Origin of the sequence: Sphingomonas asaccharolytica NBRC 15499 (genome assembly GCF_001598355.1) — a bacterium.
Classification (GTDB): domain Bacteria; phylum Pseudomonadota; class Alphaproteobacteria; order Sphingomonadales; family Sphingomonadaceae; genus Sphingomonas; species Sphingomonas asaccharolytica.
This window is the reverse complement of the sequence record NZ_BCYU01000008.1, coordinates 34396-56060: the sequence shown is the minus strand read 5'-3', so window position 1 is coordinate 56060 and position 21665 is coordinate 34396. Positions and strand designations below refer to the sequence as shown.

Annotated in this window: 22 protein-coding genes; 1 reads left to right on the top strand and 21 read right to left on the bottom strand. The window is 63.4% G+C overall.

Annotated elements, in window-relative coordinates; all coding sequences use genetic code 11:
• Positions 1–57 precede the first annotated feature (57 nt).
• Positions 58–348 carry an Hpt domain-containing protein gene (locus SAS01S_RS03480; protein WP_066804868.1) on the bottom strand — a complete coding sequence of 97 codons (291 nt, stop codon included), beginning with the start codon at positions 346–348 and terminating at the stop codon, positions 58–60.
• 81 nt (positions 349–429) lie between these two features.
• On the opposite strand from SAS01S_RS03480, the gene SAS01S_RS03475 reads away from it, so the two are divergent.
• Positions 430–2226 (top strand): hypothetical protein, encoded by a 1797-nt coding sequence (locus tag SAS01S_RS03475; RefSeq protein WP_066804865.1) that lies wholly within the window; start codon positions 430–432, stop codon positions 2224–2226.
• 165 nt (positions 2227–2391) lie between these two features.
• Here SAS01S_RS03475 and SAS01S_RS03470 read toward each other — a convergent pair whose 3' ends face one another.
• The 20 genes from SAS01S_RS03470 to SAS01S_RS03380 form a co-directional block, all read right to left on the bottom strand.
• Positions 2392–2823, bottom strand: coding sequence for a hypothetical protein (locus SAS01S_RS03470; RefSeq protein ID WP_157082650.1), 432 nt, complete (start codon positions 2821–2823; stop codon positions 2392–2394).
• A gap of 111 nt (positions 2824–2934) precedes the next feature.
• Positions 2935–3213: a DUF1467 family protein gene (locus SAS01S_RS03465; RefSeq protein WP_066804859.1), complete on the bottom strand. Its 279-nt coding sequence runs from the start codon at positions 3211–3213 to the stop codon at positions 2935–2937.
• 1 nt (position 3214) lies between these two features.
• Positions 3215–4855 carry a ribonuclease J gene (locus SAS01S_RS03460; protein WP_066804856.1) on the bottom strand — a complete coding sequence of 547 codons (1641 nt, stop codon included), beginning with the start codon at positions 4853–4855 and terminating at the stop codon, positions 3215–3217.
• Between the two features lie 143 nt (positions 4856–4998).
• A complete protein-coding gene (locus tag SAS01S_RS03455; protein ID WP_066804854.1) occupies positions 4999–5775 on the bottom strand; it encodes a type III pantothenate kinase in 777 nt (258 codons plus the stop codon).
• A gap of 14 nt (positions 5776–5789) precedes the next feature.
• Positions 5790–6485 carry a biotin--[acetyl-CoA-carboxylase] ligase gene (locus SAS01S_RS03450; protein ID WP_157082649.1) on the bottom strand — a complete coding sequence of 232 codons (696 nt, stop codon included), beginning with the start codon at positions 6483–6485 and terminating at the stop codon, positions 5790–5792.
• A gap of 20 nt (positions 6486–6505) precedes the next feature.
• Positions 6506–7963 (bottom strand): NADH-quinone oxidoreductase subunit NuoN, encoded by a 1458-nt coding sequence (nuoN, locus tag SAS01S_RS03445; RefSeq protein WP_066804850.1) that lies wholly within the window; start codon positions 7961–7963, stop codon positions 6506–6508.
• Positions 7963–9480: an NADH-quinone oxidoreductase subunit M gene (locus SAS01S_RS03440; protein WP_066804848.1), complete on the bottom strand. Its 1518-nt coding sequence runs from the start codon at positions 9478–9480 to the stop codon at positions 7963–7965. The genes nuoN and SAS01S_RS03440 overlap by 1 nt, the downstream gene beginning before the upstream one ends.
• Positions 9477–11531 carry an NADH-quinone oxidoreductase subunit L gene (nuoL, locus tag SAS01S_RS03435; RefSeq protein ID WP_066804844.1) on the bottom strand — a complete coding sequence of 685 codons (2055 nt, stop codon included), beginning with the start codon at positions 11529–11531 and terminating at the stop codon, positions 9477–9479. The genes SAS01S_RS03440 and nuoL overlap by 4 nt, the downstream gene beginning before the upstream one ends.
• Before the next feature lie 4 nt (positions 11532–11535).
• Positions 11536–11841, bottom strand: a complete 306-nt coding sequence (gene nuoK, locus SAS01S_RS03430; RefSeq protein WP_066592512.1) for an NADH-quinone oxidoreductase subunit NuoK — start codon at positions 11839–11841, stop codon at positions 11536–11538.
• The gene (locus SAS01S_RS03425; protein WP_066804841.1) at positions 11838–12449 is read right to left on the bottom strand and encodes an NADH-quinone oxidoreductase subunit J; all 612 of its coding nucleotides are present in this window, start codon (positions 12447–12449) and stop codon (positions 11838–11840) included. Before SAS01S_RS03425 ends, nuoK begins: the two co-directional genes overlap by 4 nt.
• A gap of 132 nt (positions 12450–12581) precedes the next feature.
• Positions 12582–13067: an NADH-quinone oxidoreductase subunit NuoI gene (gene nuoI, locus SAS01S_RS03420; RefSeq protein WP_066804838.1), complete on the bottom strand. Its 486-nt coding sequence runs from the start codon at positions 13065–13067 to the stop codon at positions 12582–12584.
• Complete coding sequence (nuoH, locus tag SAS01S_RS03415) at positions 13064–14119, bottom strand: NADH-quinone oxidoreductase subunit NuoH (protein WP_066804827.1); 1056 nt, start codon at positions 14117–14119, stop codon at positions 13064–13066. The genes nuoI and nuoH overlap by 4 nt, the downstream gene beginning before the upstream one ends.
• 115 nt (positions 14120–14234) lie before the next feature.
• Positions 14235–16235: an NADH-quinone oxidoreductase subunit NuoG gene (gene nuoG / locus SAS01S_RS03410; RefSeq protein ID WP_066804825.1), complete on the bottom strand. Its 2001-nt coding sequence runs from the start codon at positions 16233–16235 to the stop codon at positions 14235–14237.
• Complete coding sequence (gene nuoF, locus SAS01S_RS03405) at positions 16235–17539, bottom strand: NADH-quinone oxidoreductase subunit NuoF (protein WP_066804823.1); 1305 nt, start codon at positions 17537–17539, stop codon at positions 16235–16237. The genes nuoG and nuoF overlap by 1 nt, the downstream gene beginning before the upstream one ends.
• A complete protein-coding gene (locus SAS01S_RS22380; RefSeq protein WP_157082648.1) occupies positions 17540–17707 on the bottom strand; it encodes a hypothetical protein in 168 nt (55 codons plus the stop codon).
• Complete coding sequence (locus tag SAS01S_RS03400) at positions 17707–18372, bottom strand: complex I 24 kDa subunit family protein (protein ID WP_066804821.1); 666 nt, start codon at positions 18370–18372, stop codon at positions 17707–17709. The genes SAS01S_RS22380 and SAS01S_RS03400 overlap by 1 nt, the downstream gene beginning before the upstream one ends.
• Positions 18372–19607 carry an NADH-quinone oxidoreductase subunit D gene (locus SAS01S_RS03395; protein ID WP_066804819.1) on the bottom strand — a complete coding sequence of 412 codons (1236 nt, stop codon included), beginning with the start codon at positions 19605–19607 and terminating at the stop codon, positions 18372–18374. Before SAS01S_RS03395 ends, SAS01S_RS03400 begins: the two co-directional genes overlap by 1 nt.
• Positions 19600–20574, bottom strand: coding sequence for an NADH-quinone oxidoreductase subunit C (locus tag SAS01S_RS03390; protein WP_066804809.1), 975 nt, complete (start codon positions 20572–20574; stop codon positions 19600–19602). The genes SAS01S_RS03395 and SAS01S_RS03390 overlap by 8 nt, the downstream gene beginning before the upstream one ends.
• Positions 20571–21098 (bottom strand): NuoB/complex I 20 kDa subunit family protein, encoded by a 528-nt coding sequence (locus tag SAS01S_RS03385; protein ID WP_066804942.1) that lies wholly within the window; start codon positions 21096–21098, stop codon positions 20571–20573. The genes SAS01S_RS03390 and SAS01S_RS03385 overlap by 4 nt, the downstream gene beginning before the upstream one ends.
• Positions 21099–21139: 41 nt before the next feature.
• On the bottom strand, positions 21140–21514 hold the full coding sequence (locus tag SAS01S_RS03380) for an NADH-quinone oxidoreductase subunit A (RefSeq protein ID WP_066804807.1): 375 nt from the start codon (positions 21512–21514) through the stop codon (positions 21140–21142).
• Positions 21515–21665: the final 151 nt, after the last annotated feature.

The following is a 21665-nucleotide window of genomic DNA, read 5'->3' as shown; positions in this document are numbered from 1 at the left end:
TCGCACTCGGCTATCGCAAGGATCGTGATTGATCGCCGAGTCGCCGGCGCCGGATGGCTAGAGCCGCGCCACCGCACGCCGCAAGGTTCTCACCACATCCGCATTGCCGGGCGCGGTCGCGGCTTCGGACGCCAGGCTCATCAGGCGCACCGCGCCGAAACTTGCCGCCAGTCCTTTGAGACGCGCCGCCGCAAGACGCCAGGCCTCGTCGCTTCCGGCCGTTTCGAACGCATCGATCGCCTTTTCCGCACTCTCGACGAAAGCCGCGCGCAATTCTGCAATCAGCCCCGGTTCGTCACCGACTGCCGCAGCTAGGGTCGCATCGATTGCACCGGGATCATAGGCCATGACCCATCCTAGCCCTAAGGGCTTTAACGGAACGTTGCGCAATCGCTTTGAAATGGTCTGTTTTATGATAAACAAAGCGTCATGAACGGGGGGTCTAAGATCATCGACTTGCACGTCAGCGACGTTCAGTACGCCGCGGCGGATGAGCCGTTGCAGCTGACCGAGCCTTACGAAGGCGAGGTTTTCGAGCAACCTGAGGAATTGGAAGAGCGGTCGGGCGCGACGAAATGGCGCATCCTGGCTGGCCTGGCATTCGTGTCTGCGGCAGCATGGATCGGCTTCTTCGGCTGGTATGCCTGGCCAGCCATGCAGGCTGCCCCCACGCCGACCGTGCTGGCCGAACTGGCTACCGGACTGACCGCGCCGTTGGCGCTGATCGCCGTTCTTTGGCTGGTCGCGCGGCGCTCAAGCCGGATCGAAGCGCGCCGATTCAACGACACCGCGCGATCGATGCGCGCCGAGGCCGAGCATCTCCAGTCCGTCATCGACGTCATGGCGCACACGATCGACAGCAATCGCGAGAAGCTGGCCGATCAGGTCACGGTGATGATGGCGACGGCGAGCGCCGCTTCGGATCGCCTGAGCGAAGCATCGTCGGTGCTCGACAGCCACCTTTCCAAGGCTGAGGTCGACGCTGCCCGCATCGACAAGGCCGCCGCCAATCTGGAGGCCAACCTCCAGATCATGTTGGCGACGCTTCCCCACGCCCATGACCAGACGACGACGCTGGCTGGTCAGATCGAAACGATCGGCCTGACCGCAAGCGAGCGCGCGGCGGCGCTCGACGCCCAGGTCGTCGCGCTTGGCGAGCGCGCGCGCGAAGTCGATAGCCATACCAGCGGCGCGGCGGAACGCCTGTCCGCGCATATCGCGCGGATGGAAGCGACCAGCGAAACCGCGGGTACTCGCCTCGAACAGGTCACCAGCGCGATGTCCGAAGCAGTCGACGGCCTGCTCGATCGCACCGCCAGCGCAGTGGATGAGGCCCGCAAGGGCATCGCCGCGCAGGGCGACGCCATGCTCGCAATGCTGTCCACCAACCAGGCCGCGCTCGACCGCACCGCCACCGACAGCACCACCGCATTGGCCGATCGCATCGCCGGGATCGAAGCCGTGGCCAATCATGTTGCCGCGACTCTCGCCGCGGGCCAAGAGCAGGTCGACGCGCTGACTCGCTCGATCGACGATACCAGCGGCGCGGCGCATCGTTTCGCCGGAGAGGCGGCGCCGCAATTGCTCGAAACGCTCATGCGCATCCGCGACACCGCCAATGCCGCGGCCGAGCATGCGCGCGAGGCGATGGCACGGATCGCCCCCGACGCGGCCGACGCGCTGGAAGCGGCGGCATCGCAAGCCGTCGAGCGCAGCCTGGCGACGATCGCGCAAGCCACCGAAACGGCGGCGGCATCGGCAACCGACGCATCGGACAAGCTCAATCGCCAGATGCTAGCGATCGCCGAGGCGTCGAGCCTGATCGAGGCGCGGCTGGCCGATACCGAGGAGGCGAACGGTTTCGCCCGCCGCGTGTCGCTGTTGATCGAATCGCTTAACTCGGCGGCGATCGACCTCACCAGCATCTATTCGTCGGAAGTCCCCGATTCTTCCTGGCTGGCCTATCTCAAGGGCAATCGCGGAGCGTTCGCGCGGCGCGCGGTCAAGCTGCTCGACGCCGGTGAGATGCGCGCTGTGCTTGAAGCCTATGACAATGACGATACCGTTCGCGAACAGGTCAATCGCTACATCCACGATTTCGAAGCGATGCTGCGCGGCATCCTGGCGCAACGCGACGGCGCGGCGATCGGCGTGACCTTGCTATCGTCGGACATGGGCAAGCTCTATGTCGCGCTGGCCCAGGCGATCGAGCGGTTGCGGACCTGATTCAGCATGCTCCCTGGGGACAACCGAGCTGAGCTACTCTCGGTCGAGAGCCGATAAACGACCGCTATCAGCAAAAGGACTGAGCGGCTGAAAATGGATGGTTTCGAGACTGGCAGCTTTCGGCGGGGCTCGGGCAATTAATCGCTGCTGAAAATGAATATGGCATCACTCCGCTTCGATAATATCGCAGGAGCTTAGACCTCTTATGACCGTGATAAGACCGTGACCTAGGTTGATCTGCTCCGGTGTGGCTGGTTTGCGTCTGACCGGCCCGTTAAGGTCCATTCGGCCCGAACGAAAGGGATCGGACGTGATCCATAAGTCAAAATCATCTCCGAAATAGTAGCTGTAGCCTTGCGCAAGGTAGTAATTGAAGATTGGCCCGGACGGCGTCGCGGAAACTTCCCCGTGGAAGCTTAGCTGGTGCTCAACGCCATATCTTTTCATCAGCGCAATAAGATTGGCCCAATCCCGCTGCTGTAGGCAAAATGTTCCGAAGTGTGGTCCGGCAGGTCCGGCGTCTGACTTTGAACATGAAGATAGCGCGAGCGCTGCACCGGCGAGCAGCGAATTTACAATGAAGCGCCTGGTGTTCATCGCGAACCGTTATCGCTTGAGAACTACGTCCGCAATTAGGCGCATGGAGGGATGCATTTAATGACGGCAAATGGGTCGCTTGCCGACGGAGTGTTTCTTATACGCCCTGGTTCAACCCGCGCTGTTCGACGGATTGACGAAATCGAGCATCGCGGGCGTCACCCAGCCGTAGATGTAGTTCAGCACGAACGCCGCCCAGACGATCGTCGCGACAATCGTCACGCGGATCGCGACGCGCTTGATATTGAATTCGTGCGGCGCGCTTTCGGCTTGGCCGGGGATGAACTCTCCCCCCACTTCATGCGTGGTGCGCACGCCGAATGGCAGCACGAGGAACACCGAAAAGGCCCAGCACAGAAAATAGATGGCCAGCAACGACGTCCAACGCATATCAGGCCTCAATTACCAGCACATCGACCACGGGCTTTTTGCCGGTCCAGCGAGTCGCGACGCGGCGGACGCCGAGACGCAGGCTTTCGCGCAGCGCCGGCAGATCGCCGCGATGCTTTTTCACCACTTCCGCGGCGGCATCGATCGCCTCGTCGATGAACGCCTCGCGATCCTCCTCGACCGGAATGCCCTGCAGCCCGACGCGCGGTACGCCGATCAGGCGGTTGTTGCGGTCGATCGCCACCGCAACCGACATCTGGCCATAAGTCGCGACCCGGCGGCGCTCGTTCATCGTCGCGCCGTCGGCGGGAAGGATGACGTCACCATCGAGCATCAAGCGGCCGACGGTGGCATGGCCGAGCTTTTCGGGTTTGCCGGGGGCGAGGCGGACGATGTCGCCGTCGCTCTGCACCAGCGCCTGGGGAATGCCCTTAGACAGGCCGAACCGCGCCTGCTCCATCATGTGCCGCATCTCGCCATGCACCGGCACGAGCAATTGCGGACGGATCCAGCCGTACATTGCTTCGAGCTCGGGGCGTCCCGGATGGCCGGAGACATGGACATGCTCCTGCCGCTCGGTGACCATTTCGACGCCGGCAGCGGCGAGCTGGTTCTGGATGCGGCCGATCGCGAGTTCGTTGCCCGGGATCTGCTTCGACGAGAAGACCACCGTGTCGCCCGCGACGAGCTTGATCGGGTGCGTGCCGTCGGCGATGCGCCCGAGCGCGGCTCGCGGTTCGCCCTGCCCGCCCGTCGCCACCACCAGGACGTCGCGACCCGGTAGCGCCATCGCCGCTTCGGGCGAGATCGGGTCGGGAAAGCTCTTCAAATAGCCATTGGCGCGCGCCACCATCAGGATACGGTCGAGCGAGCGGCCGGTGACGCAGATCTTGCGCTTCGTCGCCTTGGCGACCTCACCCAGCGTCTGGAGGCGCGCGGCGTTCGACGCGAAGGTGGTGACGACCACCCTGCCCCTCGCCTTCTTCACCGCGTCGATGAGCCCGTCGCGAACGCTCGATTCAGTGCCCGATGCCTGCGGATTGAAGACATTGGTCGAATCGCAGACGAGCGCGAGCACGCCTTCATCGCCGACAGCGCTCAGTTGCTCGGGGGTCGACGGCGTGCCGAGCACCGCATCGCTGCTATCGAGCTTCCAGTCTCCGGTGTGGAATATCTTGCCGTAGGGCGTCTCGATCAGCAGCGCGCTCGCCTCCGGAATCGAATGCGCCAGCGGGACAAAGTGGAACTTGAACGGCCCGAGGTCGATCACCGCATTCGGCTCGACCACGTTCAACTCGACGCGGTCCTGGACGCCTTCTTCCTCGAGCTTGCCGCGGATCAGCCCGGCGGTGAACTTGCTGGCGAACAGCGGCGCACCGAGATCGTCGGCGAGATAGGGCAGAGCCCCGATGTGATCCTCATGCCCGTGCGTCAGCACCACACCGACTAGGTTGGCGCGCTGTTCCTCGATGAACTGGAGGTCGGGCAGGATGATCTCGACGCCCGGATAAGCAGGGTCGGCGAAGGTCACGCCCATGTCGACCATCAGCCATTTGCCCTGACAACCGTAGAGGTTGACGTTCATGCCGATTTCGCCCGACCCGCCGAGCGCGACGAAGAGCAGTTCCTTACCTGGTGTCACTTCAATTCCTAATCGTTATTCATTGTACGTCATCCCAGCGAAAGCTGGGATCTCAAGCCTTGTCGCGCCTTCGCCTGAGATCCCGACCGTCGCCGGGATGACGGATGAGATCGCACGAGACCCCGCTTTGGCTGGGGTGACGGCTATTGCTGCGCTCGTTCCCACATCATGGCCAGCCCCTGGATGGTCAGATCGGGCTCAATCACGTCGAACACGCCGGTATGCTGCTCGAACAGCACCGCGAGTCCGCCGGTGGCGATCACCTTGGCCGGGCGGCCGATTTCGGCCTTCATCCGCGCGACCAGCCCCTCGATCATCGCGATATAGCCCCAATAGATGCCGATATTCATCTGGCTGACCGTGTCGCGGCCAATGACGGTCGGATCGGCCGGCGCCTCGATCGCGATCCGCGGCAGCTTGGCGGCGGCGCTGACCAGCGCGTCGAGCGACAGATTGATCCCCGGGGCGATAATCCCGCCCTTGTACGCGCCGCGAAAGTCGATCCAGTCGATCGTGCTGGCGGTGCCGAAATCGATCACGATCAGATCGCCTTCGTGCAGCGCGTGCGCGGCGATGGCGTTGACCGCACGGTCGGCGCCCAGGCTTTGCGGCTCCTGCACGTCGATCGCCATGCCCCATTCGACCGGCTTCTGCCCGGCGATCAGCGCATCCGTCTTGAAATATTTCTCCGCCAGCCACTGCAGATTGTGCGTCGCGCGCGGGACCACGGTCGAGATGATCACGCCATCGACCTGGCTGCGATCATAGCCTTCGATGCTCAGCAATTGGGTCAGCCACACGGCATATTCGTCCGCCGTGCGGCGAGGATCGGTGGCGATGCGCCATCGCCCTTTCACCTCGTGCCCATCGAGCAGCGCGAAAACGACATTGGTGTTGCCGGCGTCAATCGCGAGCAGCATGGATTTGCCTCTCTCTAGAGCAGGAACACGTCGCCCGCGTGAATGACACGCCGCGTGCCGTCCGCCAAGCGAAGGATGAGCGCGCCGTCGGGATCGAGCCCGTCGAACAGTCCATCGATCGCGGGCCCATCGGGCAGGCGGACGTTGAGCGGCGTGCCGGTCGGATGCGCATGGGCGACCCAGCGGCGACGGATCGCGTCGATCCCCTGCCCGCGCCAGCATTCGATCCAACGCGCGAACGCCTCGGCTAGTGTTTCGATAAAATCTTCCGGTGCGACGGCGGCGTTATGAGCGGCGAGGCTGGTAGCGGGGCGCTCGATATCGGTCGGGTAATGCGCCAGATTGACCCCGATCCCGATCACCACAGCATCGCCCGCGCGCTCGAGCAGCACGCCAGACAGTTTGGCGCCATGGATCAACACATCGTTGGGCCATTTGAGCGCTGCCTTGCCGGGAATATAGGCCGAGACCGTTTCTTCGAGCGCAACCGCGGCGACCAAAGCGAGCGTTGCTGCCGGCGGATCGTTCGGGCGAATACGGACCAGCGTGCTCGCGTAGAGATTGCCCGGCGGCGACACCCAGGATCGGCCCATCCGCCCGCGTCCCACCGTCTGGCGCTCGGCGCGCAACCACACGCCTTCTTCCTGGCCGGATGTCGCGAGCGCGACCATGTCGGCGTTGGTCGAGCCGGTTTCCGCGACGGTGCGGATACGGCCGCTGATCTCGGCGATCAGAACAGCGCCTTCGCCGCCGCCATCGTCGCGATACCGAGCGGCTTGAGCGCGAACCAGCCGACCGGCGAGATGAACAGCGCCAGCAGCGTGATCAGGCCATATTCGACCAGCGCGTTGCTGCGCTGGAACGCCGGCGCCGGATTGTCGAAATACATCACCTTGACGATCCGCAGATAATAATAAGCGCCGATCACCGAGGCGACGAAGCCGACCACCGCCAGCGGATACAACCCGGCGCTAACCGCCGCCTGGAATACCGCCAGCTTGGCAAAGAAACCGAGCAGCGGCGGGATGCCGGCAAGCGAGAACATGAACACCGCCATCGCCGCGGCTAGGCCAGGGCGCGTTTCGGACATACCGGACAGGCTGTCGATCGTCTCAACCGGGTTGCCGTCCGCATCGCGCATCTGGAGCACGATCAGGAAGCCGCCCAGAGTCATTGCGACATAGATGGTCAGGTAGATCAGCACCGACGAGACGCCTTCCTGCGTCCCCGCGGCCAGACCGACGAGGAGAAAGCCGACATTGTTGATCGACGAATAAGCGAGCAGGCGCTTGACGTTCTTCTGCCCGATCGCGGCGACCGCGCCGAAGATGATCGAGGCGAGGCTGGCGAAGATCACGATCTGGCGCCATTCGCCGATCGCCGGCCCCATCGCCTCGATCGCGACGCGCACGCCCAGCGCCACCGCAGCGACCTTGGGCGCCGAGGCGAAGAAGGTCGTCACCGGCGTCGGTGCGCCTTCATAGACGTCGGGCGTCCACATATGGAAGGGCACCGCCGACATCTTGAACGCCAGGCCGGCGAACACGAACACCAGACCGAAGGTCAGCCCGAAATGATGCTGGCCAGGGATGATATGGGCATAGCTCTTGGCGATATCGGTGAAGAGCGTCGTGCCCGAGAAGCCGTAGACCAGGCTGATCCCATAGAGCAGGACGCCCGAAGCGAGCGCGCCCAGCACGAAATATTTGAGGCCGGCTTCGGCCGAACGCTGATCGCGGCGCATGAAGCTCGCGAGCACATAGGCCGCGAGGCTCTGCAGTTCGAGTCCGACATAGAGCGTCAGCAGGTCGCCAGCCGAGACCATCATTCCCATGCCTGCCGCCGACAACAGGATCAGCACCGGATATTCGGGATGGAGACTGTCGCCGTCGCCGCGCGCGAAGAAACGCGGCGCGATCACGATCGAGACGGCGGCGGCGACGTAGATCAGCACCTTGGAGAAGGCAGCGAAGGCATCGGCCCGATACAGGCCGTCGAATACCACCCCGGCGTAGGAAGCCGGCCCAGCGAGGGCGATGCCCGCGCCGAGCAGCACCGCGACCGCGGTCCAGCTGACCGCACGGGTCGAGCCCTGCCCGCCCCAGGCGGCAACCAGCATCAGCGCCAGCGCGCCGACCGACAGGACCAATTCAGGAAGCGTCGCCTGAAGCGAAGCGATCCAATCCATTACGCGTGGCCCTCCCCGGCCCTAACCTGAGGATTCTTGGGCGGAGTCGGCCGGGCGTCGCCGGCCGGCTGGGCGCGATCGATCCGCTGTAGCAGGACCTTCACGTCGCCGCGCATCGGCGCGAGGAAGCTTTCGGGATAGACGCCCATCCACAACACGGCGGCCGCGAGCGGCACCAGCAGCGCGATTTCACGCGGACTGAGATCGGTCATCGCCTTGACGTCGTCGAACTTGAGCTCGCCGAACACGACGCGGCGATAGAGGTAAAGCATGTAGGCCGCGCCCAGGATGATGCCGGTAGTGCAAAGCAAGGTAATCGTCGTCGACACCTTGTAGGTGCCGGCCAGGCTCAGGAATTCGCCGACGAAGTTGCTGGTGCCCGGCAGGCCGACCGACGCCATCGTGAACAGCATGAAGAACAAGGCGTAGCGCGGCATATTGATGGCGAGGCCGCCGTAGCGCGCGATCTCGCGGGTATGCAGGCGGTCGTAGATGATGCCGACGCACAAGAAGAGCGCGCCCGACACCAGGCCATGGCCCAGCATTACCATCATCCCGCCTTCGATGCCCTGCTGGTTGAAGGCGAACAGGCCGATCGTCACGATCGCCATGTGCGCGACCGATGAATAAGCGATTAGCTTCTTCATGTCGGACTGCACCAAAGCGACCAGCGAGGTATAGATCACCGCCACCGCCGACAGGCCGAACACCAGCCAGACCAGGCTGGACGACGCTTCGGGGAACATCGGCACCGAGAAGCGCAGGAAACCATAGCCGCCGAGCTTCAGCAGCACGCCGGCCAGGATCACTGACCCGGCAGTGGGCGCCTGGACGTGCGCGTCGGGAAGCCAGGTGTGGACCGGCCACATCGGCATCTTGACCGCGAACGACGCGAAGAACGCCAGCCAGAGCCAGGTCTGGGCATGGACCGGGAAATCGTGGTTGAGCAGCAACGGGATGCTGGTCGTGTGCGCTTCGTTGACCATCCACAGCATAGCCACCAGCATCAGCAGCGAGCCGAGCAAGGTGTAGAGGAAGAATTTGTACGACGCATAGATGCGGTTGGCGCCGCCCCAGATACCGATGATCAGGAACATCGGGATCAGGCCACCTTCGAAGAAGATGTAGAACAGGAACAGATCCTGCGCCGCGAAGGTGCCGATCATCAGTACTTCGGTCAGCAGGAACGCCGCCATGTACTCGGGCACGCGCTTCTGGATCGATTCCCAGCTCGCGCCGATGCAGATCGGCATCAGGAACACCGACAGCTCGATCAGCAGCAAGGCAAAGCCGTCGATGCCAAGCGCCCAGTTGAAGGTGCCGAACAGCGGCACATTCTCGACGAATTGCCATTGCGGGCCGCCGATCTGGAACTGGCTCCACAATACCGCGCCGAGCAGGAGGTCGAGCAACGTGGCGACCAACGCCAGCCAACGGGCTCCATTCGCGCTCAGGAACAGGCACGCCACCGCCGCGATGGCGGGGATGGCGAGCATCAGGGACAGAATGCCGCTCATTGCGCGATCGCCCAGGTAACGGCGGCGGTCAGGCCGATCAGCATGACGAAGGCATAAGTGTAGACATATCCGGTTTGCAGACGCCCAGTGACGCGGCTGCCGAGCGATACCACCCAGGCCGAGCCGTTGGGCCCGAAGCGATCGATCAGGCCCTCGTCACCAGCCTTCCAGAACAGGCGGCCGAACGCGAAGGCCGGACGGACGAACAGCAGGTTGTAGAGCTCGTCGAAATACCATTTGTTGTAGACGAAATCGTAGAGCAGCCGGAACGTGCTCGTGAAGCGCGCGGGGATATCGGTGCGCCAGATATAGGCCATCCACGCGCCGGCCAGCCCGAGCAGCATCACGAATGTCGCCGACAGCTTCACCCAGACGGGCACCTCGTGCGCCGAATGGTAGAGATGCTCGTTGAACGCGATCGCGCCGCGCCAAAAACGCTCGCCCGAATCCGGCTCGATGAACCAGCCGTGGAAGACGAAGCCCGCGAGCACAGCGCCGGTCGCCAGCAGAATCAGCGGAACCAGCATCGTCCACGGGCTCTCATGCGGATGATAACCGCCAGTGCCGTCGCCATGCGCATGGTCGTGATGAGCATCGTGAGCATGGGCATGATCATCATGGCCGTGGCCGTGATCGTCATGCACTGCGTGCTGGATATGCTCGGACTGAATCCAGCGCGGCTTGCCCCAGAAGGTCAGGAACATCAGCCGCCACGAATAGAAGCTGGTCAGCAGCGCCGCCAGGATACCGACCCAGAACGCGCCGGTGCCGCGGCCCGAAGCGTAAGCCAGCTCGAGGATACCGTCCTTCGAATGGAAGCCGGCGAACCCGATCTGCGGCAGGCCGAACACGCCGGGAATGCCGACGCCAGTGATCGCCAGCGTGCCCAGCAACATCACCCAGAAGGTGAGCGGGATCTGCTTCCGAAGGCCCCCATAGAAACGCATGTCCTGCTCGTGGTGCATCGCATGGATCACCGAGCCGGCGCCGAGGAACAGCAGCGCCTTGAAGAAAGCGTGCGTGAACAAGTGGAACATCGCCGCGCCGTACGCGCCGCTGCCGGCCGCGAAGAACATGTAGCCGAGCTGCGAGCAAGTCGAATAGGCGATGACGCGCTTGATGTCGTTCTGGCACGTACCAATCGTCGCGGCAAAGATACAGGTGGCGGCGCCGATGAAGACGATGAAGTCGAGCGCGACCTCGCTGGTCTCGAACATCGGCGACAGGCGGCAGACCATGAACACGCCGGCGGTGACCATGGTCGCGGCGTGGATCAGCGCCGACACCGGGGTCGGGCCTTCCATCGCGTCGGGCAACCAGGTGTGGAGGCCGAGCTGCGCCGATTTACCCATCGCACCGACGAACAGGCACAGGCACAGCACCGTCATCGTGTCGAAGCGATAGCCGAGGAAGCCGATCGTCGAGCCCGCCAGATGCGGCGCGGCGGCCAGGATCTCCGGGATCGAGACGGTGCCGAACACCAGGAACGTGCCGAAAATGCCGAGCATGAAACCGAGGTCGCCGACGCGGTTGACCACGAACGCCTTGATCGCCGCGGCATTGGCGCTCGGCTTCTTGAACCAGAAGCCGATCAGCAGATAGCTGGCGAGACCGACGCCTTCCCAGCCGAAGAACATCTGGACCAGGTTGTTGGCCGTCACCAGCATCAGCATCGCGAAGGTAAACAGCGACAGATAGGCGAAGAACCGCGGCTGGTCGGGATCCTCGTCCATATACCCCCAGGAATAGAGGTGGACGAGCGCCGAGACGCTGGTGATCACCACCAGCATCACCGCGGTCAGCGCGTCGACGCGGAGTGCCCAGGAGACGTCGAGATCGCCCGACTTCATCCAGGTGACCACCTGGGTCACCGGATAGGGATCGCCGCCGGTCAGATAATGGATGAAGATCGGCCAGCTGAGCGCGCACGACGCGAACAACGCGCCGGTGGTCAGCACCTTGGCCGGCACATTGCCGATCGCGCGATTGCCGAGGCCGGCAATGATGGCAGCCAGCAGCGGCAGGAAGACGATGAGCTGGATCGTGATCACGCGCTCACCCCTTCATCCGGTTAGCATCGTCGACCGCGATGGTCCCGCGCCCGCGGAAATAGATCACCAGAATGGCGAGCCCGATCGCCGCCTCGCCCGCGGCGACGGTCAGCACGAACATCGCGAACACCTGACCGACCAGATCGTGCAGATAGGCCGAGAAGGCGACGAAGTTGAGGTTCACCGCGAGCAGGATCAGCTCGATCGACATCAGCATGATGATCAGATTCTTGCGGTTGGCGATCAGGCCGAGCACGCCCATCCCGAACAGGATCGCGGCGACGACCAGATAATGCGTCAGGCCGATCACAATTCCACCCCCTGGCCGACCGGCGGCTGCATGTTGCGCGTCGCGTCCTGTGGACGGCGGGCGACCTGACGGCTGATCTTCTGACCCTTGACCCCGCCACGTGCGCGATGCGTCAGCACGATCGCACCGATCATCGCCACGAGCAGCACCAGGCCGGCACCTTCGAACACGAACAGATAATGTGAATAGAGCAGATGCCCGATCGCCTCGATATTGGACATCTTGTCGGGCGTCGGCGCGATGCGCTGATCGAGCTTGAGGCCCCCCGCCGACCACCCCAGGAGGGCGATAACTACTTCAGCCGCCAGCAAAACCGCAAAGGCAAGGCCAATCATCGCGTAGCGCACAAAACCGGCGCGCAGTTCGGCGAAGTCGATGTCGAGCATCATCACGACGAACAGGAACAGCACCGCGACCGCGCCGACATAGACGATAACCAACAGCATCGCGATGAACTCGGCGCCGCACAGCAGCATCAGGCCCGCGGCGTTGAAGAACGCGAGAATCAGCCACAGCACCGAATGCACCGGGTTGCGCGACGTGATCGTCATCGCACCCGACAGCAACACCACGGCGGCGAACAGGTAAAAGGCGATTGCCTGGATCATTACTGCACCGTCACCCCAGCGAAAGCTGGGGCCTCAAGCGATGTCGCGACGCAAGGGCCGCGCGAGATCCCAGCGTTCGCTCGGATGACGGGATTGGGGTGAATCATGCTGCGTCCCACTGTTGCGGCGCGCTTAACGGTACGGTGCATCGGCGGCAAGGTTCGCGGCGATCGCGCGCTCCCAGCGGTCGCCATTGTCGAGCAGCTTGGCCTTGTCGTAGATCAACTCCTCGCGCGTTTCGGTGGCGAATTCGAAGTTCGGACCCTCGACGATGGCATCGACCGGACAGGCTTCCTGGCACAGCCCGCAATAGATGCACTTGGTCATGTCGATGTCGTAGCGCGTCGTCCGCCGGCTGCCGTCGTCGCGCGGCTCGGCCTCGATCGTGATCGCCAGCGCCGGGCAGATCGCCTCGCAAAGCTTGCACGCGATGCAGCGCTCCTCGCCATTGGGATAACGGCGCAGCGCATGCTCTCCGCGGAAACGCGGCGAGATTGGGTTCTTCTCGAACGGATAATTGATCGTCGCCTTGGCCTTCCACATGTAGCGGAAGGTTAGCGCATGGGCCTTGATGAACTCCCACAAAGTGAACGATTTGATGATCTGGGCGACGCTCATGATCCAACTCCTACACGCGTCAACATCAGATAACCGGACACCAGGAACACCCAGAACAGCGACAGCGGCAGGAATATCTTCCAGCCCAACCGCATCAGCTGATCGTAACGGTACCGGGGCACCGTCGCCTTCACCCAACTGAACAGGAAGAAGAAGAACAGGATCTTGGCGAACAACCAGATGATCCCTGGGACGTAATAAAGCGGCGCCCAATCGAGCGGCGGCAGATAGCCGCCCCAGAACAGGATCGAGTTGAGCGCGCACATCAGGATGACGTTGGCATATTCGCCGAGCCAGTAGAGCGCGAAGCTCATCGACGAATATTCGGTCTGATAGCCCGCGACGAGTTCCGATTCCGCCTCGGTCAGGTCGAACGGGGCACGCTGTGTCTCGGCGAGCGACGAGATGAAGAACACCACCGCCATCGGGAAGAGCAGCAGGTTGAAGCCATAGCCGTTGATCGGGAAGTAGGTGTAGATCGCCTTCTGCCCCTCAACGATATCGCTGAGGTTGAAGCTCTTGCTCCACAGCACCACCGAGATCAGCACGAAGCCGATCGAGACTTCGTAACTCACCATCTGTGCCGCGGCTCGGAGCGCCGAATAGAAGGGATATTTCGAGTTCGACGCCCAGCCGGCGATGATGATGCCGTAGACGCCCAGGCTCGACGCCGCGAGGACGTAGAGCAGGCCGACATTGATATTGGCAAGCACCACGCCTGCCTGGAACGGCACCACTGCCCAGACGATCAAGGCGACCGTGAAGGTGATGATCGGCGCGAGCAGGAACAGGCCCTTGTTCGCCGCCGAGGGGATGATCGTTTCCTGCAGGAAGACCTTGAGGCCATCGGCGAACGACTGCAGCAATCCGAGCGGACCGACCACGTTCGGGCCGCGACGCAGCGCCATTGCCGCCCAGATCTTGCGATCGGCATAGATGATCATCGCCACCGCCAGCATCAGCGGCAGCGCGATCACCAGAATGTCGATGATCGTGGCGACGAACCATGCCCAGCCATAGTCCATGCCGAGATAGGTGAACCAGGAGGTCATGCTGCGGCCTCAAAACACATCGTCGCCCCGGCGAAGGCCGGGGCCTCAGGCGAAAGTGCGACGCTAGAGCCGCCAGCGATCCCGGCCTTCGCCGGGATGACGGAAATATGCCGGGTCATTCCGCCGCCTCTGCAAAGGCTTGGCCATGGAGCAGTTCCGACGAGCATCGCTGCATCGTTGGGCTCGCGCGGCAGATCGCGTTGGTCAGGTAGAAGTCCTTGATCGGATAGGCGACCTCGCCCGACCCCTTGGCGTCGAGCGACGGCGGGTTCCAGTCGAAGCTAACGAGGCCAACCTGGCCCAGCGCGGGAACGTCGAGCGCCATTTGCGCGCGTAGCTCCTCGAAAGTGTCGAGCGGCAATGTCTGGCCGAGCTTTTCCGACAAAGCGCGCAGGATCGTCCAATCCTCACGCGCATCGCCCGGCGGGAATACCGCGCGCTCGCCGCGCTGCACGCGACCTTCGAGATTGACGAAGGTGCCGGCCTTTTCGGCATAGCTCGCGCCCGGCAGGACGACATCGGCGGCCGCCGCGCCCTTGTCGCCATGATGGCCGATATAGACCTTGAAGCTATTGGAAAGCTTCGAGAAATCGACCTCGTCGGCACCGAGCAGGAAGACGAGTTTCGGGCTGGCCGCGACCACGTCCGCGATACCGCCCTTTTGCGCATAGCCGAGCATCAGCCCGCCCATCCGCGCCGCGGAGAAATGGACGACGTTGAACCCGTTCCAGCCGTCCTTCACCACGCCAAGCGTCTTGGCCAGCGCCAGCGCCGCGCCATGACCACCCTTGAGCGCCGCGCCGCCGACGATAATCATCGGGCGCTGGGCGTCCTTGAACGCATCAGCTGCCGCCTTGGGCAGCTTGCCGAGCAGCGACAGATCGTTGCCGAGCCACTCGACCTTGTAGGTCAAATCGGTCTCTGGCCCGATCGCGAAGACCTTGGCGCCCTTCTTGATCGCCTTGCGAATGCGCGTGTTCACCAGCGGCGCTTCCCAGCGCAGATTGGTGCCAACCAGCAGGATCGCGTCGGCCGTCTCGGCGCCGGCGATCGTCGTGTTGAAATTGACCGCGGCCAGGTTCGACACGTCGTAATCCATGCCGGTCTGGCGGCCTTCGAGCAGCGAGCCACCCATCGCCGTGACCAGCGCCTTGGCCGCGAACATCGTCTCGCAATCGACCAGGTCGCCGGCGATCGCCGCGACGCTGTTGCCGGCCTTAACCGCGGCGATTGCCGCGAACGCCTCGTCCCACGTCGCCGCGACCAGCTTGCCCTGCTTGCGGACATAGGGCTTGTCGAGGCGCTGACGGACCAGGCCATCGACCGCGTGGCGGGTCTTGTCGGTCGCCCATTCCTCATTGACGTCGTCATTGACGCGCGGCAGCGCGCGCAGCACCTGACGCCCGCGGCTGTCGAGGCGGATGTTGGTGCCGACCGCGTCCATCACGTCGATCGACAGCGTCTTCTTGAGCTCCCACGGCCGCGCCTCGAAGGCATAAGGCTTGGAGGTCAGCGCGCCGACCGGGCACAAATCGACGACATTGCCCGACAATTCGCTGGTCACCGCCTGTTCGAGGTACGAGGTGATCTGCATGTCCTCGCCGCGATAAATCGCGCCGATCTCCTCGACTCCGGCGACTTCCTCGGCAAAGCGGATGCAGCGCGTGCACTGGATGCAGCGAGTCATGACCGTCTTGACGATCGGACCCATATACTTCTCGGTCACCGCGCGCTTGTTCTCGGTATAGCGCGAATTGCCGCGGCCATAAGCGATCGACTGATCCTGCAGATCGCATTCGCCGCCCTGATCGCAGATCGGGCAATCGAGCGGATGGTTGATCAGCAGGAATTCCATCACCCCTTCGCGGGCGTTCTTCACCATCGGGGTGTTGGTGAAAATCTCCTGATTGTCGGCAGCGGGAAGCGCGCACGACGCCTGGGGCTTGGGCGGCCCCGGCTTCACCTCGACCAGGCACATCCGGCAATTGCCGGCGATCGACAGCCGCTCGTGATAACAGAACCGCGGGATTTCCTTGCCGGCCGCCTCACACGCCTGGAGCACCGTCGCACCGGCGGGGACTTCGACCTCGATCCCGTCTACTTTGACTTTGGGCATTATTCGGCAGCCTCTTGCATGGGCGCAAAATCACCGCCCTGACGCTCGGCGATGCGGCGCTCGAGTTCGGGGCGGAAATGACGGATCAAGCCCTGGATCGGCCAGGCCGCGGCGTCGCCCAGCGCGCAGATGGTGTGACCTTCGATCTGCTTGGTGACGTTGAACAAGGTGTCGATCTCGCCGATATCGGCGTCGCCGGTGCGCAGCCGTTCCATCACGCGCCACATCCAACCGGTGCCTTCGCGGCATGGCGTGCACTGGCCGCAGCTCTCATGCTTGTAGAAATAGCTGATGCGGCTGATCGCGCGGACGATGTCGGTCGACTTGTCCATGACGATGACCGCCGCCGTGCCGAGGCCCGAGCCGAGCGCCTTGAGCCCGTCGAAATCCATCGGGCAGTCCATGATCTGCGCTGCCGGCACCAACGGCACCGACGACCCGCCCGGGATTACCGCGAGCAGATTGTCCCAACCGCCGCGAATGCCGCCGCAATGTTCCTCGATCAACTGGCGGAACGGGATCGACATCGCGTCCTCGACCACGCACGGTCTGTTCACATGGCCGCTGATCTGGAACAGCTTGGTGCCGCGGTTGTTCTCGGCGCCGAAGCTGGCGAACCATTCGGGACCACGCCGCAGGATGGTCGGCGCTACCGCGATCGATTCGACATTGTTGACCGTGGTCGGGCAGCCATAGAGGCCGGCACCCGCCGGAAATGGCGGCTTGAGCCGCGGCTGACCCTTCTTGCCTTCGAGACTTTCGAGCATCGCGGTCTCTTCGCCGCAGATATAGGCGCCCGCACCGCGATGGACGAAGACGTCGAAATCATAGCCCGATCCGCAGGCGTTCTTGCCGATCAGCCCGGCGTCATACGCCTCGGCGACTGCGGCAAAGAGCGTCTCCGCCTCGCGGATATATTCGCCGCGAATGTAGATGTAGGCGGCGCGCGCACGCATCGCGAAACCGGCGACCAACGCCCCTTCGATCAGCTTGTGCGGATCGTGGCGGATGATCTCGCGATCCTTGCACGATCCGGGTTCGGATTCGTCGGCGTTGATCACCAGGAAATTCGGACGATCGGGCCGTGGCTCCTTGGGCATGAAGCCCCATTTGGTACCGGTCGGGAACCCTGCCCCGCCGCGCCCGCGCAAGCCCGACGCCTTCATCCGGTCGATGATCGTGTCGGCGCCGATCTCGAGCAGTTTCTTGGTATTGTCCCAATCGCCACGCGCCTGCGCCGCCTTCAGCCCCCAGGGCTGGAAGCCGTACAGATTGGTGAAGATGCGATCCTTATCGGCGAGCATCTATCGCTTCCCCATCGCATTCTGGACGAAATAGAAAATCACCAGCACCGCGCCGACGACCAGGGCGAGCCCGATCAGCGCGAACGCCACGCGCAGCACCAGGCCCAGGATCACCAGCGCGCCGATAATGGCGAAGATCGCGATGATCGGATTGACGTTGCCGCGCATTACCAGCTCCCCCGGTAATCGTGGTTCTCGCTGACCATTTCCTTGAGCGTGGTCGGACCACCCTCAGGGCAGCTCGCACGGCGGCCGACCTGCGACCCGACCTGCGGCTGTTCGCCCTTTGCCAAAGCCTCGAGCACCGCGATCGTGCGGTCGTAGTCGAGGTCCTCGTAATTGTCGTCGTTGACCTGGACCATCGGCGCATTGGCGCAGACGCCCAGGCATTCGACCTCGGTCAGCGTGAACAGGCCGTCGGCGGTGGTGTGGCCCTTCGACAAGCCCTTCGACTTGCACGCGCGCAGCACCTCGTCGGAGCCCGCCAGCATGCACGGCGTCGTGCCGCAGACCTGGACGTGATAGCGGCCGACCGGCGCCATGTTGAACATCGTGTAGAAGGTCGCGACCTCGTACACCCGCATGTACGGCACGCCGATCTGCTTGGCGACGAACTCGATCACCGGGACCGGCAACCAGCCCTGGGTCTTGGTATCCGAGCCGACCTGGCGCTGGGCAAGATCCAGCAGCGGCAGCGACGCCGATTGCGCACGACCCGGCGGATAGCGGCCGATGATTTCCTTCGCCTTGGCGGCATTCTCGGCCGTCCATGCAAAATCGCCCCAGCGTGCGCGGGTTTCGGCTTCGTCCGGGATTTGAGGTGCTTCAGCCATTAGCGATCACATTCACCAAAAACGATATCGAGCGCGCCCAGGATCGCGGTGGTGTCGGCGAGCATGTGGCCCTTCGACATGAAATCCATCGCCTGCAAATGACTGAACGCGGTCGGGCGGATCTTGCAGCGGTACGGCTTGTTCGATCCGTCGGCGACCAGGTACACGCCGAACTCGCCCTTGGGGCTTTCGGTCGCGACATAGACGTCGCCGGCGGGGACGCGATAGCCTTCGGTGAACAGCTTGAAGTGATGGATCAGCGCTTCCATCGACTGTTTCATCTCGGCGCGCTTGGGCGGCACCACCTTGCGGTCGCTGCTGGCGATCGGCCCGTCGGGCATTTCGTTGAGGCACTGCTTCATGATCCGCGCCGACTGGCGGACCTCTTCGACGCGCACCATGAAACGGTCGTAGCAGTCGCCACGCGTGCCGACGGGAACATCGAAGTCCATCCTGGCATAGGCGTCATAGGGCTGCGACTTGCGCAGATCCCAGGGAATGCCGGAGCCGCGGATCATCGGGCCGGAGAAGCCCCATCGCACCGCATCCTCACGGCTGACGACAGCGATATCGACGTTGCGTTGCTTGAAGATGCGATTGTCGGCGACCAGGCTGATCGCATCCTCGAACAAGCGCGGCAGGCGCGTGTCGAGCCAGTCGGCGATGTCGGTCAGCAGCTTGAGCGGCACGTCCTGGTGGACGCCGCCGACGCGGAAATAATTGGAGTGCATCCGCGCGCCCGAGGCACGCTCGAAGAAGTTGAGGCAATCCTCGCGAATCTCGAACAGCCACAGGTTCGGCGTCATCGCGCCGACATCCATCACATGCGACCCGAGGTTCAGCATGTGATTGGAAATTCTGGTCAATTCGGCGAAGAACACGCGCAGATATTGCGCCCTGATCGGCACTTCGAGGTCGAGCAGCTTTTCCGCCGCGAGCACGAAACTGTGCTCCATGCACAGCGGCGAGCAATAATCGAGCCGGTCGAAATAGGGCAAAGCCTGGGCGTATGTCTTGTATTCGATCAGCTTCTCGGTGCCGCGATGGAGCAGGCCGATATGCGGATCGACCCGCTCGATAATCTCGCCGTCGAGCTCCATCACCAGGCGCAGCACGCCGTGCGCCGCCGGATGCTGCGGCCCGAAATTGATCGTATAATTCTGGATCGTGACATCGCCGACGGTCGGGTCCTCCGCGTCGGTCACGCCCAGCATCTTGTCGAGCGTATCAGCCATTGTTCGGCTCCGGCTTCTTCTTGGCGCGGCTCGGCTTGGCCGGTGCCTCAGCGGTCGGCGCATCCGGCTTCACGCGCAGTTTGGCGGCAACCTTGCTTGTCGATGGCGCCTTCGCGGCCTCAGGCGCCGCGGCGACGTCTGCGGTCTTGCGCGCGCGCGTTGGCTTGGGCTTTTCAGCGGCGGGCGGCGCGGGCTTGGGATCCCCGCCTTCGGCCTTTTCGGCTTTGGCAGGCGACATAGCCGGCTTGGGACTGGCGCCGGCTTCCGGCTTCCCTGCGCCGCTCTGCGCGGTGCTCTCGGTCGTCTTGGGCTGGGCCGGCGGTGGCGCAGGCGGAGCTGGCGGCGGCGCGGCTGCGGCCTTCTCGTCACCCGGCAGGATGTATTCGGCGCCTTCCCACGGGCTCATGAAGTCGAACGTGCGGAAATCCTGCGCCAGCTTGACCGGCTCATAGGCGACGCGCTTGGACTCTTCCGAATAGCGCAGCTCGACATAACCGGTCAGCGGGAAGTCCTTGCGCTGCGGATGACCGACAAAGCCGTAATCGGTCAGAATGCGGCGCAGGTCGGGATTGCCGTCGAATAGCACGCCGTACATGTCGTACACTTCGCGCTCGAGCCAGCCGGCGACCGGCCAGATCGCCGTCACCGACGGAACCGGCTTGATCTCGTCAGTCTGGACATGGACGCGGATGCGGTGATTGCGCGTCAGCGAGAGCAGGCAATAAACCACCTCGAACCGGTCCGCCCGGTCGGGATAGTCGACCCCGGCGATCTCCATCAGCTGCTGATATTCGAGGCCGGGCGTGTCGCGCAGCAAGGTCATCGTCTCGACCAGGCTGTCGCGGTCGACGGTGAACGACACTTCGTACGCAGCTTCGAGGCTCGACAGGACGCGGCCGCCGAGCGTCTTCTCGGCCACTTCGATCACGCCGTCATTGGGCGCATAAAGGGGAGCAGCCGATTTCACCGCTCAATCGTCCCCGCGCGGCGGATTTTCCGCTGCAGCTGCATGATTCCGTAAAGCAAGGCCTCGGCGGTCGGCGGGCAGCCGGGTACGTAGATATCGACCGGCACGATGCGGTCGCAGCCGCGCACAACGCTGTAGCTGTAATGGTAATAGCCGCCGCCATTGGCGCAGCTACCCATCGAGATGACGTATTTGGGCTCCGACATCTGGTCGTAGACCTTGCGCAGCGCCGGCGCCATCTTGTTGCACAAGGTGCCCGCGACGATCATCACGTCGGACTGGCGCGGGCTCGCGCGCGGCGCGGCGCCAAAGCGTTCGAGATCGTAGCGCGGCATGTTGACGTGGATCATCTCGACAGCGCAGCACGCCAAGCCAAAGGTCATCCACCACAACGAGCCGGTGCGGGCCCATTGGAACAGCTCTTCGGCGCCGACGACAAGGAAGCCCTTGTCCTGCAGCTCACCGTTCAGGCCGTCGAAGAAACCTTGGTCGGGCGAAATCACCGCCTGACCGCTGGTGCTCATCGGCAATTCGACCGGGCCGGAATGTCCGATAATCGAAGGGGTCATTCCCAATCCAACGCTCCCTTCTTCCAGGCATAGACGAGGCCAAGCGCGAGTTCTGCGATGAAGATCATCATGCTGATCCACGCAGTCCAGCCGAGCGAGAATACGCTCACTGCCCAGGGGTAAATGAACGCCGCTTCCAGATCGAACACGATGAACAGGATCGCGATCAGGTAGAACCGGACGTCGAACTGGCTGCGCGGGTCCTCGAACGCGGGAAAGCCGCATTCATACTCGCTGAGCTTTTCCGGATTCGGCTGGTGCGTGCCGGTGAACCGGGACGCGATCATCGGCAGGAACACGAACGCGCTGGACAGCGCGATCGCGACGCCGAGGAACAGCAGGATCGGCAGATATTGTGACAGATCGACCACTATTGTCTCTCGCAGGTGCGAAACATTGCGGCGTCTCTAGGACGGCACCCAGAGTCGGGCAAGGCCTCGAACCCGTGAGAATGATTCGCAATTATTCGAGTCCGTTTCAGCTATGCTGAAACGGATGCGGCACCAGCCCGCTCCCCCACCC

Excerpts from the sequence above, each read along its gene's own strand:
- nuoH (WP_066804827.1), bottom strand. The coding sequence starts at position 14,119 with ATGACCTCCTGGTTCACCTATCTCGGCATGGACTATGGCTGGGCATGG.
- nuoN (WP_066804850.1), bottom strand. The coding sequence starts at position 7,963 with ATGGATTGGATCGCTTCGCTTCAGGCGACGCTTCCTGAATTGGTCCTG.
- SAS01S_RS03480 (WP_066804868.1), bottom strand. The coding sequence starts at position 348 with ATGGCCTATGATCCCGGTGCAATCGATGCGACCCTAGCTGCGGCAGTC.
- nuoG (WP_066804825.1), bottom strand. The coding sequence starts at position 16,235 with ATGCCCAAAGTCAAAGTAGACGGGATCGAGGTCGAAGTCCCCGCCGGT.
- nuoI (WP_066804838.1), bottom strand. The coding sequence starts at position 13,067 with ATGAGCGTCGCCCAGATCATCAAATCGTTCACTTTGTGGGAGTTCATC.
- SAS01S_RS03465 (WP_066804859.1), bottom strand. The coding sequence starts at position 3,213 with ATGCGTTGGACGTCGTTGCTGGCCATCTATTTTCTGTGCTGGGCCTTT.
- SAS01S_RS03400 (WP_066804821.1), bottom strand. The coding sequence starts at position 18,372 with ATGGCTGAAGCACCTCAAATCCCGGACGAAGCCGAAACCCGCGCACGC.
- SAS01S_RS03385 (WP_066804942.1), bottom strand. The coding sequence starts at position 21,098 with ATGAGCACCAGCGGTCAGGCGGTGATTTCGCCCGACCAAGGTTTCTTC.
- SAS01S_RS03470 (WP_157082650.1), bottom strand. The coding sequence starts at position 2,823 with ATGAACACCAGGCGCTTCATTGTAAATTCGCTGCTCGCCGGTGCAGCG.
- SAS01S_RS03455 (WP_066804854.1), bottom strand. The coding sequence starts at position 5,775 with ATGCTGCTCGCGATTGACGCCGGCAACACCAATGTCGTTTTCGCGCTG.
- SAS01S_RS03475 (WP_066804865.1), top strand. The coding sequence starts at position 430 with ATGAACGGGGGGTCTAAGATCATCGACTTGCACGTCAGCGACGTTCAG.
- SAS01S_RS03440 (WP_066804848.1), bottom strand. The coding sequence starts at position 9,480 with ATGAGCGGCATTCTGTCCCTGATGCTCGCCATCCCCGCCATCGCGGCG.
- SAS01S_RS03395 (WP_066804819.1), bottom strand. The coding sequence starts at position 19,607 with ATGGCTGATACGCTCGACAAGATGCTGGGCGTGACCGACGCGGAGGAC.
- SAS01S_RS03425 (WP_066804841.1), bottom strand. The coding sequence starts at position 12,449 with ATGATCCAGGCAATCGCCTTTTACCTGTTCGCCGCCGTGGTGTTGCTG.
- SAS01S_RS22380 (WP_157082648.1), bottom strand. The coding sequence starts at position 17,707 with ATGCGCGGCAACGTCAATCCGATCATCGCGATCTTCGCCATTATCGGC.
- nuoF (WP_066804823.1), bottom strand. The coding sequence starts at position 17,539 with ATGCTCGCCGATAAGGATCGCATCTTCACCAATCTGTACGGCTTCCAG.